The organism is Streptomyces pyxinae (assembly GCF_024756275.1).
Classification (GTDB): domain Bacteria; phylum Actinomycetota; class Actinomycetes; order Streptomycetales; family Streptomycetaceae; genus Streptomyces; species Streptomyces pyxinae.
In genome coordinates, this window is the sequence record NZ_JANUGQ010000027.1 from 27807 (window position 1) to 44300 (window position 16494).

Below are 16494 nucleotides of genomic sequence, written 5' to 3' on the forward strand. Positions count from 1 at the left end.
CGGTGCCGTCCCCGGACGGCCCCCGAGACGGTTCACCGGCCGCCCGCCCGGACCGTTCCCGGCCGTCGCCCGGCGATCTCCTCGTCCCCGCCGGCCGCCCCCAGACTCACCGTCCCCACCACCCCTACCATCCCCAGCACCCGCCGTACGGCTCCCCGTACGCATCGCCGCACGACAGGAAAGTTCTCTCCGCCATGTCAGAGACCTCCGGGGCCCCCGAGACCCCTGGTGCCAGCTACGCGAGCGCGGGCGTCGACATCGAAGCGGGCGACCGCGCCGTCGAGCTGATGAAGGAGTGGGTCGGCAAGGCCCGGCGTCCCGAGGTGCTCGGCGGCATCGGCGGCTTCGCCGGGCTGTTCGACGCCTCCGCCCTCAAGCGCTTCGAGCGCCCGCTGCTCGCCTCCGCCACCGACGGTGTCGGCACCAAGGTGGACATCGCCCGCCGGATGGGTGTGTACGACACCATCGGCCACGACCTGGTCGCCATGGTCATGGACGACATCGTGGTCTGCGGCGCCGAGCCGCTGTTCATGACCGACTACATCTGCGTCGGCAAGGTCCACCCCGAGCGGGTCGCGGCGATCGTCAAGGGCATCGCCGAGGGCTGTGTGCTGGCCGGCTGCGCGCTGATCGGCGGCGAGACCGCCGAGCACCCGGGGCTGCTCGGCCCGGACGACTTCGACGTCGCCGGCGCCGGCACGGGCGCGGTGGAGGCCGACCGTCTGCTGGGTGCCGATCGCATCCGTACGGGTGACGCGGTCATCGCGATGGCCTCCTCGGGTCTTCACTCCAACGGGTACTCGCTGGTCCGCCATGTCCTCTTCGACCGGGCCGGGATGACGCTCGACCAGCGGGTCGGGGAGCTGGGCCGGACCCTGGGCGAGGAACTGCTGGAGCCCACCCGGATCTACTCGCTCGACTGTCTGGCGCTCACCCGGACGAGTGAGGTGCACGCGTTCAGCCACATCACCGGCGGCGGACTGGCGGCCAATCTGGCCCGGGTGATCCCGGACGGGCTGCACGCCACGATCGACCGGTCCACCTGGGCCCCGGGCGCCATTTTCGACCTGGTCGGTTCGGCCGGACAGGTGGAGCTGCTCGAACTGGAGCGGACCCTCAACATGGGCGTCGGCATGATGGCGATCGTTCCTGCCGAGTCGGTCGAGGTGGCGCTGACCACCCTGGCCGACCGGGGTGTCGACGCCTGGGTGGCGGGTGAGATCACCGAGCGGACCGACCGGCACACCACCGGGGCCACCCTGGTCGACGGCTACGCCCGGTAGTCGTCCGGAACCATGCGGCCGGTGTCGCCGTCCTCCGTCCCCGCGCCGGGCCCGTCCCCCGCGCGGGGGCGGCGCCCGGGCCGGGCGCCGCCCCCGCGCGATCCGGGCACCCCGGAGAGCGCGGCCGGCCCCGAGATCACAAACGCCTCGGGGATCACGGGGATCACGGAGAGCCCGGAGATCACACACGTCTCGGAGATCGCGGGCGACCCGGTCGCGGACAGCACAGAACCCGGTCCGGGGGCTGGCCCCGGACCGGGTGGGTGTCGATCAATGGCGACCGGTGGACGACGGACGGTCGTCGAGCGGACGGCTCATGTTCCTGACCAGGAAAGAGAGGCGCCGCACCAGTGCGTCAAGCGCCGCGACGCTGCTGCGACGACGAACCGGAACCCTCGTCCTCGTCATCGTCGTCGTTGTAAAGATCCGCGTACTGTGCGTACGGGTCGTCCTCTTCGTCGTCCTCGAACGGTTCGCCGTTCGGAGGCTGACTCGAAGTCGATGCGCCCAGCTCACTGGCCAGACGCGACAGATCAGTTCCGCCGGTGCTGTACTTCAGCTGGCGGGCGACCTTCGTCTGCTTGGCCTTTGCCCGGCCGCGCCCCATGGCTCGACCCCCTCGGTGACGGGGCTCGACGGCCCCAGAGTCTTGACACGCGTTCATGATGCGGAGCGGGCTCCCCGTGGAGAGACCGGCCCGCAGGGCTTCAACGGTACCTGCTTCCGCAGCCATACGGTACGCCGCCCGCATGACGCGCCCCGGAGCAGGACCGACGAGGCGCCCCGTCCTCGCTGGTCAGCTGCGATTTTAACCTCTTCCGCACGGCGACCCGCCGACCGGCGTGAGTCTTCTCTCGCCGGTACCCCGCCGAACGTGCCGGATCCCGCGGTCCGCCGCCGGGTCCGCCCGGTTCCCCGGGGCGGGCGCACCCGGCCGGTGATCGCAAGACCGCCGCCCGTCGCGCCGCAAGGAACGCGACAACCTGACACTTGCCCCGGGTTCGGCGCGGGAACGTTCCCGCGCCGAACCCGGGTGACCCTCCCGGGCACACTCGGCCGGCGGATCGATCAGCGGATCGGTCGGCGGATCGGTCAGCGGCGCGCGGCGCGGCCCTCGGCCATCCGCTGCTCGGCGATCCGGTCGGCCGCCGCGGCCGGCGGAATCCCGTCCTCATTCGCACGTGCGAATATCGCAAGGGTGGTGTCGAAGATCCTCGCCGCCTGCACCTTGCACCGGTCGAAGTCGAAGCCGCGCAGCTCGTCCGCGACCTGGATCACGCCGCCCGCGTTCACCACGTAGTCCGGCGCGTAGAGGATCCCCCGGTCCGCGAGGTCCTTCTCGACCCCGGGGTGGGCGAGCTGGTTGTTGGCCGCGCCGCAGACCACGGTCGCCGTCAGCACCGGCACCGTCTCGTCGTTGAGGGCACCGCCCAGCGCGCACGGGGCGTAGATGTCCAGGCCCGGGGTGCGGATCAGGGCGTCGGTGTCCGCGACCACCGTGACCTGCGGGAACCTGTCGGTCACCCGGCGCACCGACTCCTCGCGGACATCCGTCACCACGACCTCGGCGCCGTCCGTCACCAGGTGCTCGACCAGATGGTGCCCCACCTTGCCGACCCCGGCGACACCGATCTTCCGGCCGCGCAGCGCGGGGTCGCCCCAGAGCTGCTGGGCGGAGGCCCGCATGCCCTGGTAGACACCGAAGGCGGTGAGCACCGAGGAGTCGCCGGCGCCGCCGTGCTCCGGGGAGCGGCCGGTGGTCCAGCGGTTCTCCCGGGCCACCACGTCCATGTCCGCCACATAGGTGCCGACGTCGCAGGCGGTGACGTACCGGCCGCCGAGCGAGGCGACGAACCGGCCGTAGGCGAGCAGCAGCTCCTCGGTCTTGATCTGCTCCGGGTCACCGATGATCACGGCCTTGCCGCCGCCGTGCTCCAGCCCGGCCAGGGCGTTCTTGTACGACATCCCCCGGGAGAGGTTGAGCGCGTCCGCGACGGCCGCTTCCTCGGAGGCGTACGGGTAGAAGCGGGTGCCGCCGAGGGCCGGGCCCAGGGCGGTGGAGTGGAGGGCGATGACGGCCTTGAGGCCGGAGGCGCGGTCCTGGCACAGCACCACTTGTTCGTGGCCGCCCTGGTCGGAGCGGAACAGGGTGTGCAGGACGCCGTCGGTCACATCGGTCACGGTGGTGACTCCCAAGTACGAGGCGGCGATTGAGGCCCTCCTGCGGGTGGGGAGGACCGTGTTGGGCAAGAGAGTAAGTCCTACCTGGCCGTAGGGCCGCCCCCGTGCGCGGGATCACCCTCCCGGGCGTCCGCGGGGGCCCGGGCGTGGCAGGATGCGCGGCATGCCAGCCGTCTCCTCGGTCCTCGTTCCCTACGCGTCCTATCTGCGGGTGTACGAGCCGCTGGCGGCGTTCCCCGAGCCGGAGCGCGGCCACTGGACCCGGTACGCCCGGCGCGGTACGGCGCCCACCGCCCAGGACGAGCTGCGCCGCTCGCTGGCCGGTCTGCTGGCGACGCCGCCGGCCCCGCTCCCGGCCCACGAGAGCCCGGACGCCTTCGTGGCGGAGCTCGACGGCGCGGTGTGCGTCTGCCCCTGGCGCACCCGGCTGCGCGGCTGGCTGGCCCTGGCCGAGCTGCCGGGGCTGCTGCCCGGGTCGGTGCTGGACGCCGCGCTGCCGCCGGTCGTACGGGAGCAGGCGGCGGCCGACCACGAGCGGTGGCGGGAGCGGAACCCGGAGGCCCGGCCGTGGATCCGTACGGCGGTCTGGCAGGTGCCGATGCGCTGGTTCGCGCTCTTCGCGGACGAGGAGCGGGAGTACGACCCGGCCGGCGGCCCCGGCGGGACGCCGCTGCTCCGCTACCGGACCCCGATGGTGGAGGCCCGGCGGCGGGTGGCCCGTTCGCTGAAGGCGCTGCGGGACTCCGTCGACGAGGGCCCGTTGACCGAGAACCTCACGGACGTGGGGCGCTGGCTGGAGGAGTTCCATCCGCGCTCGCTGGTGGAGCTGGACTACGGCGGGCTGGTGCACGCGATGGCGCCGGAGGTGCTCGCCGGCGACCACTCGGTGGCCGATGTCGCCGAGGGCATCGCGGCGCTGCGGGACCGGGACGAGGACGCGGCGGGGAAGGCGTACCGGCGGCTGACGGAGCGTTGGCGGGCCGTGCGCGACCGGCAGTTCGCCAACTGAGCGGTTGGGCGGACGGCCGCGTAAGGGGAGGTGCGGGACCTGCCGGGTTGCGACCGGGCCGGCCGGGGGCCGGGGGCCGGGGGCCGGTCGGATCGTGGGCGGTGGCCGTGGGCCCCGGGCCGTGGACGGTGGGCCGCGGATCGCGGGCGGTGGATCGCGGACCCGGGTCCGGGTCATGGGGCCTGGGCCCTTGGTCCCGATCCGGGCCTATGCCTCAAGCGTGATGGATCGCACTAACGGGGCTCTTGCGCGCATCGCCCGCCCTCGTGCCAAAATAGGACAAGGAGTCCGGGGGGCTCCTTCCGTCCGGATATGGATGGAAGGCTTCAGCGTTGCACGCTATGGGGGGTCTGGTGGCTCCTGATCGCTCTGTGACTGATCGTCACTGTGACGTGACTGTCCGCTATGGCATGGTCCATTGGCTTCCGCCGGTGATGGACACCTGAGAGGGCAATTCCATCGGTTTGGCCGAACGTGGCTGGACAGATGGTGTAGTTGTAGTGCCGAGGACAAGCCGTTCGTCCTATAACCGACTCGGCCCGCGTCTGCCATTTCGGGCAACGCGGGTCAAGGTGCAGAATTTAGAGGAATGAACCGAGAAGGTTCGGTTCTCCCGAGGAGGCCGCTCATGACCGCTCGCACCCCTGATGCCGAGCCGCTGCTCACCCCCGCCGAGGTAGCCACGATGTTCCGCGTGGACCCCAAGACGGTGACCCGCTGGGCAAAGGCGGGCAAGCTCACGTCCATCCGCACGCTGGGTGGACACCGGCGCTACCGCGAGGCCGAGGTGCGCGCCCTGCTGGCGGGCATTCCGCAGCAGCGCAGCGAGGGCTGACCGCCCCGCACGGCCGGGCGCGACCGGATCCCCCAATCCGGTGAGCCCATCTGAAGCTCCATCGGCGGGCGCCTGCCCCAACAGGTTCTTCGCCAACGATCGCGCTGGACTCCGCCGGGTCCAGCGCGATTTGGCGTTTTCGGGGGAAGCTCCGGAGATGTCCGGGTGCCCGGGCGGGGCCGGACCGGCGCCGGGTCCGGGGCCGGCGGTCCGCCGAGGTGGTCGCGGGCGCCCCGGAGTTCGTCGATCCGGCGGTCGCGGAGAGGGCGGCGGCGAGGGGACGCGGGCGCCCGTACGGGCCGGTCGTGAGCGCGTCGGGCACCCCCGGAAGAGTGCAATTGCACGCATTAAATGGGGTGGTTGTAGGGAGGGTGTAAGTTATGCGCTCGGTAAAACAGGTTTAGTGACTCGCGTCACACTCGGCAGTCTCGTTCGGGTGGTGTGCACAGGCCGCCCCCGCCGGTCCGTCACGGGTCCTTCACCGTCGTCCGCCGACCCCTCCCTCGCCGTCCGCCGACCAGTCCCCTGCCCGCCGTCGGCCGGTCTCTCGCCTGTCGTCGCCGTCGGTCGTCAGGCGCCGGGGGCCGTCAGGCGCCGGGGGCCGTTCCGCCGGGCGTCCTTCCGGGCTCCACCGGCGCCGGGGGCTCCTGGATCCCTTCGGGTGCTCTGCCGGCGGTGCCGGTCGTCTTCCGCCCCCCCGGCGACCGCGAGGGGGCCGGCGGCCGTGCGGCGCCCCTAGGCGGCCCGGCTGTCACCGGGGCGGGGGGCAGGGGCGCGGGGCAGCCGCCGCCGGGTGGCGCGGGCGGTGCCGGTGCGCCCGGCCGCCCCGGCGCCGGCTCGGGGTCCTCGGCCGGTTCCAGGGCGAGGCGCAGCAGCCGGTGGCAGATGGGGCAGTGCCGGGTGATGTGCCGGTAGCCGGACGCGGCCGCCAGATGGGCGCGCAACAGTGCCCGGGTCTCGTGCTTCGTTGTGGACGCCGCCGCCATGACGTCACCTCCGCTGAAGGGCCCCCGTTGCCCTGATGACTGGGTACCGGCGGCAGTTGACGGCGTCAAGAGGTGGGGCAGCGGTTCGGCCCGGGGCGCCGGACCCCGGGCGAGTGAGCCGAAGGGGCGCGCCGCCGGATGCCCCGGCCCCGGAACACGGCGACGGCCCCGCTTCCACGAGGGATGCGGGGCCGTCCACTGCGGTCCTGACGGGATTTGAACCCGCGGCCTCCACCTTGACAGGGTGGCGAGCACTCCAAACTGCTCCACAGGACCAAGCTTTGCCGCCGTGCGCCGAATCGGCCGGTTCCACCCCGATTCGCTGCAGTTCACTGCGGTTCACCTGGGACTAGCCGGTTTCGGCTGGCTGCGAGTGAGACTCTACAGCAGCCCGGCCGCCCCGGTCGAACTCACCCAGCGCGACGGTCTCGTCACCGTGCGGGCGCTCTTCCGGGCGGGACGTCGTTCGGGTCGGTCCGGTGTCCCGGATCAGGGGGCGGCGGCGTCGATGGCCTTGACGATCCGCTTGTCCGAGACCGGGAACGCCGTCCCCAGGGCGTGCGCGAAGTAGCTCACCCGCAGCTCCTCGATCATCCAGCGGATGTCCCGGACGGCCCCCGGCACCGGGCGGCCGGCCGGGAACTGTTCGAGCAGCCAGGCGTACTCGTCGTTCATCTCGTGCACCTTCTCCATCCGGGTGGTGTCCCGCTGGACGGAGGTCGGCATCTGCTGGAGCCGCCGGTCGGCGGCGACCAGATAGCGCATCAGGTCGGGCAGCCGGCGCAGCCCGGTGGCGGTGACGAAGCCGGCCGGCACCAGGGCGGCCAGCTGCGCGCGTACGTCCTGGACATTGGCGAGAAGGGTCGGGCTGGTGGTGGCCTTCAGCCGGCGCTCGCACGCCTGCCAGGCGGCCAGGATCTGCTGGACCCGGTCCACCGTCCGTACGGTCAGGTCGACCAGATCGGCGCGGACCCGGTCGTACAGCTTCCGGTACGACTCCTCGTCCCAGGCCGGGCCGCCGTGCTCGGCGATCAGCCGGTCGGCGGCGGCGGTGGCGCAGTCCTCGAAGAGCGCCTGGACCGAGCCGTGCGGATTGCGGGAGAGGGCCAGCTTCTGCTGGTTGGTCAGCTTGTCGGAGGCGAACTTGGCGGGATTCACCGGAATGTTGAGCATGATCAGCTTCCGGGTGCCCCGCCACATCGCCTCGGCCTGCTCCTCCTCGGTGTCGAAGAGGCGTACGGAGACGGTGTCGCCCGCGTCGACCAGGGCCGGGTACGCCTTGACCGGCTGGCCGGCCCGGCGGGTCTCGAAGACCCGGCTGAGGGTGCCGATCGTCCAGTCGGTCAGCCCCGAGCGCTCCAGGCCCTGCCCGGAGCCGGCCGGACCGGAGGCGGCGGCCGCGGCGGCCTGGGAGAGCGCCTGCCGGGCCTTGGGGCGCAGCTTCAGCTTGAGCGCCTCCAGGTCCTTGTCCTCCGCCAGCTTCCGGCGCCGCTCGTCCACGATCCGGAAGGTGACCTTCAGATGGTCCGGGATCCGGGAAGGGTCGAAGTCGGCGGCGGTGACCGGGACGCCCACCATCCGCTGGAGCTCCCGGGCCAGGGTGGCCGGCAGCGGTTCCTGAAGGGGTACGGCCCGCTCCAGGAACGCCTTGGCGTAGTTGGGCGCCGGGACGTAGTGGCGGCGGATCGGCTTGGGCAGCGAGCGGATCAGCTCCACCACCAGGTCCTCGCGGAGCCCCGGGATCTGCCAGTCGAAGCCCTCCTCGGTGACCTGGTTGAGCACCTGGAGCGGAAGGTGCACGGTCACGCCGTCGGCGTCCGCGCCGGGCTCGAACTGATAGGTCACCCGGAACTTCAGCCGTCCCTGCCGCCAGGAGTCCGGGTAGTCCTCCTTGGTGACCGCGCCGGCCTTCTCGGTGATGAGCATCTCGCGCTCGAAGTCGAGCAGTTCGGGCTGCTCGCGGCGCTTGTGCTTCCACCAGGAGTCGAAGTGCGCACCGGAGACCACATGGTCGGGGACGCGGCGGTCGTAGAAGTCGAAGAGCGTCTCGTCGTCCACCAGGATGCCCCGGCGGCGGGCCCGGTGCTCCAGCTCCTCGACCTCGGTGAGCAGCTTCCGGTTGTCCGCGAAGAATTTGTGGTGGGTGCGCCAGTCACCTTCCACCAGGGCGTTGCGGATGAAGAGTTCCCGCGAGGTCTCCGGGTCGATCCGGCCGTAGTTGACCTTCCGCTGGGCGACGATCGGCACGCCGTACAGCGTCACCTTCTCGTACGCCATCACCGCCGCCTGGTCCTTCTCCCAGTGCGGCTCGCTGTAGGTGCGCTTGACCAGGTGCTGGGCGAGCGGCTCGATCCACTCGGGCTCGACCCTGGCGTTGACCCGCGCCCAGAGCCGGGAGGTCTCCACCAACTCGGCGGACATCACATACCGGGGCGGCTTGCGGAAGAGCGCGGAGCCGGGAAAGACCGCGAACTTGGCGCCCCGGGCGCCGAGATACTCGTTCCGGGGGGTGCCCCGGCCGCTCTGGCCGGCGCCGGTGCCCTCCTTGCCGGTCTCCTTCACGTCCTTGAGGCCGATGTGCGAGAGCAGTCCGGCCAGCAGCGAGATGTGCACCGACTGGGCGGGCGCGTCCTCCTCGTTGAGGTGGATGCCCATCTGCTTGGCCACCGTCCGCAACTGGGCGTAGATGTCCTGCCACTCCCGGATGCGCAGGAAGTTCAGATACTCCTGCTTGCACATGCGACGGAAGCTGGACGAGCCGCGCTCCTTCTGCTGCTCCCGGACGTACCGCCAGAGGTTCAGATACGCCAGGAAGTCGGAGGTCTCGTCCTTGAACCGGGCGTGCTGCTGATCGGCCTGGGCCTGCTTCTCGGCCGGGCGCTCGCGCGGGTCCTGGATGGAGAGCGCGGCGGCGATCACCATCACCTCCCGCACACAGCCGTTCCGGTCCGCCTCCAGCACCATCCGGGCCAGCCGGGGGTCCACGGGGAGCTGGGAGAGCTGCCGGCCGCGGGGGGTGAGCCGCTTCTTCGGATCCTTCTCGGCCGGGTCGAGCGCGCCGAGTTCCTGGAGGAGCTGGACGCCGTCCCGGATGTTGCGGTGGTCCGGCGGGTCGATGAACGGGAACTTCTCGATGTCCCCGAGGCCGGCGGCGGTCATCTGGAGAATGACCGAGGCCAGATTGGTGCGGAGGATCTCGGCGTCGGTGAACTCCGGCCGGGCGAGGAAGTCGTCCTCGTCGTAGAGCCGGACGCAGATGCCGTCCGAGGTACGGCCGCAGCGGCCCTTGCGCTGGTTGGCGCTGGCCTGGCTGATCGGCTCGATGGGCAGCCGCTGGACCTTGGTGCGGTGGCTGTAGCGGGAGATCCGGGCGGTGCCCGGGTCGATGACGTACTTGATCCCCGGCACGGTCAGCGAGGTCTCGGCGACATTGGTGGCCAGCACGATCCGCCGGCCGGTGTGCGGCTGGAAGACCCGGTGCTGCTCGGCGTGCGAGAGCCGGGCGTAGAGCGGCAGCACCTCGGTGAACCGCAGCTTCCGCTTGTTCAGCGCGTCGGCGGTGTCGCGGATCTCCCGCTCGCCGGAGAGGAAGACCAGGATGTCGCCGGGGCCCTCGGCGCAGAGCTCGTCCACCGCGTCGCCGATGGCGGTGATCTGGTCCCGGTCGCTCTCCTCGGAGTCCTCCTCCAGGAGCGGCCGGTAGCGCACCTCCACCGGGTACGTACGCCCCGAGACCTCCACGATCGGGGCGTCCCCGAAGTGCCGGGAGAACCGCTCCGGGTCGATGGTCGCGGAGGTGATCACGACCTTGAGGTCCGGGCGGCGGGGGAGCAGCTGGGCCAGATATCCCAGCAGGAAGTCGATGTTGAGCGACCGCTCGTGGGCCTCGTCGATGATGATCGTGTCGTAGGCCCGCAGCTCGCGGTCGGTCTGGATCTCCGCGAGCAGGATGCCGTCGGTCATCAGCTTGACGAAGGTCGCGTCCCGGTCGACCTGGTCGGTGAACCGGACCTTCCAGCCGACCGCCTCGCCCAGCGGGGTGTTCAGCTCCTCCGCCACCCGCTCGGCCACCGTGCGCGCGGCGATCCGGCGCGGCTGGGTGTGGCCGATCATGCCCCGTACGCCACGCCCCAGCTCCAGGCAGATCTTGGGGATCTGGGTCGTCTTGCCGGACCCGGTCTCACCGGCGACGATCACCACCTGGTGGTCGCGTATCGCCGCCAGGATGTCGTCCTTCTTCCGGCTGACCGGCAGTGCCTCGGGGTAGGTCACCTCCGGCACCCTGGCGGCCCGCTCGGTGAGCCGGGCGGCGGCCTTGCCGGCCTCGGCGGCGATCTCGTCCAGCACGGCCTGCCGGGCCTCGGGCTTACGGATGCGGCGGGCGCCCTCGAGACGGCGGCCGAGCCGCTGCGCGTCGCGCGGCGAGACCTCGGTCAGCAGGGTCTGGAGGTCGGCGAAGGAAGTAGACATACGGGCTCCAGGATCTCACCCGGCGCTCGGGAGTGGCGAACCGATTTACCGGTACGGGGTTTCGGACGCGGGCCCGCCGGCCCGGGGGCCGGCCCCGTCGTCGGCACCGGGCCACGGGCCGCCCCCCCGGGGCGCCGGGATGCCGGTGCGGGGGTGCTCCTCCCGCCCAGGTGCGGGCGGCCCTCTCCCCCCGGCGGGGTGGCTGGCTGGCTCCCCCCCGGGGCTCGGGGGTGCGGGCTGGCTCTCCCCCCTGGGCGTGGGCTGGCCCTCTCGGCGGGTGCCGGGGGCGGGTGTAGTTGTCGGATGTCGGGCTGCCGGGGGCGGCCTCCCCTGGGTGGGGGCTGGCCTCCCCCTCGGCGGGTGCCGGGGTCCCCGGGTGCGGTTGTCGGGTGTCTGGACGCCGGGGCATTCGGGCGCCGGGGCGCCGGTGTGGTGCCCTCGTCGGCGCCGGAGTGCCGAGTGGCGCGGTTGCTGGGGGCCGGGGTCGTCGGGCGACCGGGTCCGGGTGCTGGCCGCCTGGGTGCGGGTGGGGATACGGGGGTTGCCGTGGTCGTCCGGCGTCCGATGCCAGGGGCCGGATGGTGCGGTTGCCGGGGCGCAGGGGCGGTGCGGGTGCCGGGTCCTGGGGCCGTCGGCTGACCGGTGCCGGGTGCCGGGCGGAGTGGTCGGCGGTGCCGGGACGGGAGTTTGCCCCGTCGTCGGTGCCGGGGTGCGGGCCGGCCGGGTGCGGGCACGGGGTGCCCCGTCCCGGGCGGGTGGGGCGCTTCGCTTGTCACCTTGCGCCCTCCGCTCCCCGCCCTCTGCCGTTGCCGGGGTCCGACTCCCCGGTGCCGGTTTTCCGGTACGGGCCTCCGCCCCGGGCCCGTACCATTTCGGGCGAGCCGACGCATCCGCCGGGCGGCCGGGGCCGAGCGCCCCGCCCGGACCCGGCCCGACCCTCCGGAAGGCGGTGGACCGTGGCCCGAGCCGACGGCCCCGCCCGCCTGCCCTCCCGGATGCCTCTGTGGCCGGCCGTGCTGGCCGTGCTGATCGCACTGGTCTGCTGCCTGGGGGCGGGCGGCCACCCGGTGGTCGGGGCGGGAGCCTCCGCGAGGGCCGCCGTATCACCGGGCGCGGGGCTCGCGGAGCCTGCCGCGCGGGCCGGGGGGCCGGCTGCCGGGGGCGCCGGACCGATCGCCGTACCGGGTGCGGAACCTGCCGCCGCGCGGGCCGTCGCCGCGCCGGCCGCCCGGTTCACGCACGCCACCGCCGCGTCCTTCACGGGCCCCGGAGCCGGGGAGGCCGTAGCGGCCGTACCTCCGGCGTCCGGCGGTCGGGCGCCCGGCTGTGATCGGGGGCCCGGCTCGGACGACGGCGGGCTGCGGCCGGTGGTCCCGTCGCGCGGCGGCACCGGCGCCGAGCTGCTGCCGGTCCCGCACACCGCCCGGCACCTGGCCGGGAGCTGGGCCGTGCCGGGCGGCGTACCGGCGGCCGTGCGTCCCGGCCGGACGCCACCGCCGCTCGCCCCGCCGACCCCGGTCGGCCTCTCGGTCCTGCGCGTATAGCCGGCGCCCGGTGCGGCCCGGCGGCCCGTTCTCCCGGCACGCCCGGGGGCCCGGCCGCACCCGTCACCCCGCCGACCCAGTCGTTCCCGCGTCCGCCGCGTACCCGCGTCCGCCGGGCGGGCGTCCCCGTGTCTCCCTCAGGGGTGACCACCGGGACGGTCGTACCCGCCCCCGGCCACGGGCCTCGCCGCCGGCCGCGCACCGCGCTCAGGAGTTCCCCATGCCCTTCCTCTCGTCCGCCCGCAAGCCGTATGTCATCGGAGCCGGGGTGGTCGCCGCCGCCGCGCTGCTCGGCGCCGTCTCCTACACCGCCACCAAGCCCGACGCGCCCACCGCCTCCGCCGCCCGCACGCCCGGCGGCGGGGAGTCCGCGCCGGGCGCGGAGCCCCGGGTCTACCCCGAGCTGGAGCGGTACGCCCGCCGCGACGCCGAGGACGGCCTGGCGCTCGGCCGGGCCGACGCCCCGGTGGTCCTGATCGAGTACGCCGACTTCAAGTGCGGCTACTGCGGCAAGTTCGCCCGCGACACCGAACCCGAGCTGATCCGCCGCTATGTCGACCGGGGCGTCCTGCGCATCGAGTGGCGCAACTTCCCGATCTTCGGCGCCGACTCCGAGCGTGCCGCCCGGGCCGCCTGGGCGGCGGGCCAGCAGGGCCGGTTCTGGCAGTTCCACCGGGCCGCCTACGCCGAGGGCGCCAAGGAGAAGGGATTCTCGGCCGAACGGGTGGCCGCCCTGGCCCGGGAGGCGGGCGTACCGGACCTCGGCCGCTTCACCCGCGAGCTGGACGGCGAGGCCGCCCGCAAGGCGGTGGCCAAGGACCAGGACCAGGGGTACTCGCTGGGCGCCACCTCCACCCCCTCCTTCCTGGTGAACGGCCGCCCGCTCGCCGGCGCCCAGCCGACGGAGGCGTTCGCGAAAGCAATTGAAGCGTCGGCGGCCGCCGCGAAGCAGCGCCCCGAGTCTGTCACTCCCAGTGAGACGGCGGGGGCGGGAGCCCGGGACGAGAGGGCCGACCGGTGACCGACCTCGGCTATCTGGCCGCCTTCCTCGGCGGGCTGCTCGCCCTGCTGAGCCCGTGCAGCGCCCTGCTGCTCCCGGCCTTCTTCGCGTACTCGATCGACTCCCCGGCCCGGCTGCTGGCCAGGACCGGGATCTTCTACGCCGGGCTGGCCACCACCCTGGTCCCGCTGGGCGCGGCCGGCTCGTTCGCCGGGCGGCTCTTCTACGGCCACCGGGACCTGCTGGTGACGACCGGCGGCTGGCTGATCATCGGCCTGGGACTGGCCCAGCTCCTCGGTCTGGGCTTCGCCTCCCGGCGGCTCGGTGAGGCGAGCGGGCGCATCCGGCCCACCACCGTGCTCTCCGTCTACGCGCTGGGCCTGGTCTACGGGCTCGCCGGATTCTGCGCGGGCCCGATCCTGGGCAGCGTGCTGACGGTGGCCGCGCTCGGCGGCAACCCGGTCTACGGGGGCCTGCTGCTGGCGGTGTACGCGCTCGGCATGGCGGTGCCGCTCTTTCTGCTGGCGCTGCTCTGGGACCGGTTCGAGCTGGGCCGGCGCCGCTGGCTGCGCGGCCGGCCGGTGCGGGTGGGCCGCTGGGAGACCCACTCCACCTCGCTGCTGTCGGGCCTCTTCTTCGTCGCGCTCGGGGTGCTCTTCCTGGCCTTCGACGGGGCGACGGCGCTGCCCGGGCTGCTGGACGTGGACGACTCGTACGCCGTCGAGGAGTGGGCCGCCGGGCTGGGCGCGGCGGTGCCCGACTGGGCGCTGCTGGTGGCCGTGGTCGCGGTGGTGGCGATCGCCCTGGGGGTACGGGGCTGGCGCCGCCGCGAGCGGGCGTAGCACCGGTGACCGGTCGCCGGGTGGCGGGCCTCCGGGCCGGCCCGCCCCCGGTGGCGCACCGGTACGTGTCTCCCGTACGACGCTCTCGTACGGGTCACACGACGAAGCCCCCGGCGCGGGGCCGGGGGCTTCGGGCGGTGGCTGGGGCCGGGGTCGAACCGGCGACCTATCGCTTTTCAGGCGATCGCTCGTACCAACTGAGCTACCCAGCCACGGTGTTTCACGTGAAACACCAGCGGTCCTGACGGGATTTGAACCCGCGGCCTCCACCTTGACAGGGTGGCGAGCACTCCAAACTGCTCCACAGGACCAAACGTGATGCGAGAACCAGTCTCGCACACGGTGATGCGTGCCCCCAACGGGATTCGAACCCGTGCTACCGCCTTGAAAGGGCGGCGTCCTGGGCCACTAGACGATGAGGGCTAAGAGGCCCGCCTGAGCGCCTCTCAGCGCGTCGGGGACGTGAGAAGCATAGGCGATGGGCGGACCGATCGCCAAAACGGTTCCCCGGCGCCCCGCGGGCCCCCGTTCAGGACCGGGCCGGGTCCCGCGGCCCGGGGGCCCGTCCCGGAGGGCGCACAGGTCAGGGCGTACCGGCCGGGACGGGCGTACCGCCGCCGGGGGAGCCGCTTCCGGCGGGCGTACGGGCGCCGGAGGGCGTACCGCTCCCGGCGGGTGCACCGGCCCCGGAGGGCGGGCCGGACCCGGAGGGCGGGCCGGAAGGACTGCCGCCCGGTGAAGCGGCGCCCGGGGACGAGTCCGGGGCGGACGGGGTGGGCGACGGGCCGGGGGCGCCGGGAAGGCGCTCCTTGGGCACGTGCCGGCTCACCTCGGCGGTCGTCAGGCCGAGGCCGCCGAGCGTGATCTCGTCCCACGCCTGGAGCCGCCGGGTGTCCCGGTCCAGATAGAGCACCGAGGCGCGGACCTGCTCCGGCCGCTCGTTCTGTACGGCGCGCAGCCCGCCGCCGCCCGTGGAGCCCTCGACCTTCAGCCGGGTGCCGTGCGGCAGCGTCTTCTCGACCCGGTGGTGGACATGGCCGGCCAGCACCAGCGGCACCCGGCCGTCCGTCTCCTGGGCGGCGACCGGATTGTGGGCCACCGCGATGTCGACGGGCGTCCCGGACCGCTCCTGGCCCAGCAGCGCGGCGGCGAGGCGCCGGCCGGCCGCCCGCTCGTCGTCGTCGGTCGCGGGCACCACCGAGCGGTCGGGCGTGAACTGCGGGTCCCCGATCCCGGCCACCCGCAGCCCGCCGACCGTGACGGCCCGGCCGTCGTCCAGGACATGGACGTTCTTCAGGCCCTCCAGATACCGCTGGGTCACCCGCGAGTCGTGGTTGCCGCGCACCCAGACGTACGGGGCGCCGAGGTGGGCGGCCGGGTCGAGGAAGCCGTTCTCGGGGGCGGTGCCGTGGTCCATGGTGTCGCCCGAGTCGATGATCACGTCGATCTTGTACTGCTTCACCAGCGAACCGATGATGTGCCAGGCGGCCGGGTTGAGGTGGATGTCCGAGACGTGCAGCACCCGGATGGTGCCCGGGTCGGGCTGGTAGGTCGGCAGGGCGGAGGTGGCGTCGTACAGCTTGGTCACATTGGTGACCAGCCGGGCCAGCTCCTTCTGGTAGACGTCGAACTCGCTGACGATCGACCGGGCGTTGCCGACCACCGAGGGCGCCGAGGAGAGCAACCCGGAGAACCGGGGCTCCAGCACCGACTTGGGGTTCCAGGTGGCGAAGGCGCAGGCGCCCGAGGCGGCGAGCAGCACCAGGGCCAGCCCGCCGGCGGCCAGCGCGCGGCGCGGGCGCCGGTAGACCACCAGGCCGAGCGCGGTCGCCCCGGAGACGACCGCGACGCAGGACCGGACGGCCAGGTCGCGGGTGCCGTGGCTGACGTCCCGGGTGATCTCCTCCTGGAGGCCGGAGATCCGCTCCGGGTGCTGGACCAGGGCCTGGGAGCGCACCGGGTCGAGCTGGTCCACGTCCACGTCCAGCCGGAGCGGCGCGGTGTGCGAGTCCAGCTGGAGGGCGCCCAGCGGGGAGACGTTGATCTTCGTTCCGCCCTCCAGGGACGGGCGCAGGGTCATGCTGGTGTCCATCGGGCCGACGGGCGTACGGACGCTGCCGACGACCAGCAGACCGAGCCAGGCGCCGAGCAGGACCACCCCGACCATGCCGAGGGCGCGGGCCCAGGGATGCGGCGGGTGCACCAGGGTGCTGGTGGGGCCGGAGTGGCGGGAGCGGTAATGGCGGAGTGCACGGTGGTACGTGGCACGGAGGGCGCGGGCCATGCGGAGCCGTATGCCCGTTCCGCCCTCCGGACATGCCCGCCCCCGCCCGTGCGGGGGAGC

General features: G+C 73.3%; 12 protein-coding genes and 4 tRNA genes. 6 read left to right on the forward strand and 10 right to left on the reverse strand.

All coding sequences use genetic code 11. From position 1 onward, the window contains the following. The first annotated feature begins 194 nt into the window (after positions 1 to 194). Positions 195 to 1283, forward strand: coding sequence for a phosphoribosylformylglycinamidine cyclo-ligase (gene purM, locus NX801_RS25025; RefSeq protein WP_258790165.1), 1089 nt, complete (start codon positions 195 to 197; stop codon positions 1281 to 1283). Here purM and NX801_RS25030 read toward each other — a convergent pair. The 3 genes from NX801_RS25030 to NX801_RS25040 form a co-directional block, all read right to left on the reverse strand. Further along, entirely contained in the window at positions 1271 to 1450 is a 180-nt protein-coding gene (locus NX801_RS25030) for a hypothetical protein (protein WP_258790166.1), read from the reverse strand. The genes purM and NX801_RS25030 overlap by 13 nt on opposite strands. A gap of 188 nt (positions 1451 to 1638) precedes the next feature. Further along, a complete protein-coding gene (locus tag NX801_RS25035; RefSeq protein ID WP_258790167.1) occupies positions 1639 to 1890 on the reverse strand; it encodes a DUF3073 domain-containing protein in 252 nt (83 codons plus the stop codon). Positions 1891 to 2375: 485 nt separating this feature from the next. Continuing rightward, positions 2376 to 3464, reverse strand: coding sequence for a Leu/Phe/Val dehydrogenase (locus NX801_RS25040; protein WP_258790168.1), 1089 nt, complete (start codon positions 3462 to 3464; stop codon positions 2376 to 2378). Between the two features lie 163 nt (positions 3465 to 3627). On the opposite strand from NX801_RS25040, the gene NX801_RS25045 reads away from it, so the two are divergent. Both NX801_RS25045 and bldC read left to right on the forward strand, forming a co-directional pair. Beyond that, complete coding sequence (locus NX801_RS25045) at positions 3628 to 4473, forward strand: DUF8083 family protein (RefSeq protein ID WP_258790169.1); 846 nt, start codon at positions 3628 to 3630, stop codon at positions 4471 to 4473. A 628-nt stretch (positions 4474 to 5101) separates the two neighbouring features. After that, the gene (gene bldC, locus NX801_RS25050; protein ID WP_020869672.1) at positions 5102 to 5308 is read left to right on the forward strand and encodes a developmental transcriptional regulator BldC; all 207 of its coding nucleotides are present in this window, start codon (positions 5102 to 5104) and stop codon (positions 5306 to 5308) included. Positions 5309 to 5895: 587 nt separating this feature from the next. Here bldC and NX801_RS31050 read toward each other — a convergent pair. The 3 genes from NX801_RS31050 to hrpA form a co-directional block, all read right to left on the reverse strand. Beyond that, positions 5896 to 6294 (reverse strand): DUF6274 family protein, encoded by a 399-nt coding sequence (locus NX801_RS31050; protein WP_428986224.1) that lies wholly within the window; start codon positions 6292 to 6294, stop codon positions 5896 to 5898. Between the two features lie 201 nt (positions 6295 to 6495). Then, positions 6496 to 6570 (reverse strand) — tRNA-Asp (locus tag NX801_RS25060). Between the two features lie 213 nt (positions 6571 to 6783). Then, complete coding sequence (gene hrpA / locus NX801_RS25065) at positions 6784 to 10764, reverse strand: ATP-dependent RNA helicase HrpA (protein WP_258790170.1); 3981 nt, start codon at positions 10762 to 10764, stop codon at positions 6784 to 6786. Between the two features lie 995 nt (positions 10765 to 11759). On the opposite strand from hrpA, the gene NX801_RS25070 reads away from it, so the two are divergent. The 3 genes from NX801_RS25070 to NX801_RS25080 all read left to right on the forward strand — a co-directional run bounded on the left by NX801_RS25070 (position 11760) and on the right by NX801_RS25080 (position 14150). After that, the gene (locus NX801_RS25070; protein WP_258790171.1) at positions 11760 to 12308 is read left to right on the forward strand and encodes a hypothetical protein; all 549 of its coding nucleotides are present in this window, start codon (positions 11760 to 11762) and stop codon (positions 12306 to 12308) included. A 220-nt stretch (positions 12309 to 12528) separates the two neighbouring features. Next, positions 12529 to 13329, forward strand: a complete 801-nt coding sequence (locus NX801_RS25075) for a DsbA family protein (RefSeq protein WP_258790172.1) — start codon at positions 12529 to 12531, stop codon at positions 13327 to 13329. Then, positions 13326 to 14150, forward strand: coding sequence for a cytochrome c biogenesis CcdA family protein (locus NX801_RS25080; RefSeq protein ID WP_258790173.1), 825 nt, complete (start codon positions 13326 to 13328; stop codon positions 14148 to 14150). The genes NX801_RS25075 and NX801_RS25080 overlap by 4 nt, the downstream gene beginning before the upstream one ends. Before the next feature lie 138 nt (positions 14151 to 14288). On the opposite strand, the gene NX801_RS25085 is transcribed toward NX801_RS25080, so the two are convergent. From NX801_RS25085 to NX801_RS25100, 4 genes are all read right to left on the reverse strand, one after another. After that, positions 14289 to 14362 (reverse strand) — tRNA-Phe (locus tag NX801_RS25085). Positions 14363 to 14386: 24 nt separating this feature from the next. After that, a tRNA-Asp gene (locus tag NX801_RS25090) sits at positions 14387 to 14461 on the reverse strand. A 39-nt stretch (positions 14462 to 14500) separates the two neighbouring features. Next, a tRNA-Glu gene (locus NX801_RS25095) sits at positions 14501 to 14573 on the reverse strand. Between the two features lie 160 nt (positions 14574 to 14733). Next, entirely contained in the window at positions 14734 to 16434 is a 1701-nt protein-coding gene (locus NX801_RS25100) for a metallophosphoesterase family protein (protein ID WP_258790174.1), read from the reverse strand. Positions 16435 to 16494: the final 60 nt, after the last annotated feature.

What these genes read in the sequence shown, in the direction of transcription:
- purM (WP_258790165.1), top strand. Translation starts at nt 195, where the DNA reads ATGTCAGAGACCTCCGGGGCCCCCGAGACCCCTGGTGCCAGCTACGCG.
- NX801_RS25035 (WP_258790167.1), bottom strand. Translation starts at nt 1,890, where the DNA reads ATGGGGCGCGGCCGGGCAAAGGCCAAGCAGACGAAGGTCGCCCGCCAG.
- NX801_RS25045 (WP_258790169.1), top strand. Translation starts at nt 3,628, where the DNA reads ATGCCAGCCGTCTCCTCGGTCCTCGTTCCCTACGCGTCCTATCTGCGG.
- bldC (WP_020869672.1), top strand. Translation starts at nt 5,102, where the DNA reads ATGACCGCTCGCACCCCTGATGCCGAGCCGCTGCTCACCCCCGCCGAG.
- NX801_RS31050 (WP_428986224.1), bottom strand. Translation starts at nt 6,294, where the DNA reads ATGGCGGCGGCGTCCACAACGAAGCACGAGACCCGGGCACTGTTGCGC.
- hrpA (WP_258790170.1), bottom strand. Translation starts at nt 10,764, where the DNA reads ATGTCTACTTCCTTCGCCGACCTCCAGACCCTGCTGACCGAGGTCTCG.
- NX801_RS25070 (WP_258790171.1), top strand. Translation starts at nt 11,760, where the DNA reads ATGCCTCTGTGGCCGGCCGTGCTGGCCGTGCTGATCGCACTGGTCTGC.
- NX801_RS25075 (WP_258790172.1), top strand. Translation starts at nt 12,529, where the DNA reads ATGCCCTTCCTCTCGTCCGCCCGCAAGCCGTATGTCATCGGAGCCGGG.
- NX801_RS25100 (WP_258790174.1), bottom strand. Translation starts at nt 16,434, where the DNA reads ATGGCCCGCGCCCTCCGTGCCACGTACCACCGTGCACTCCGCCATTAC.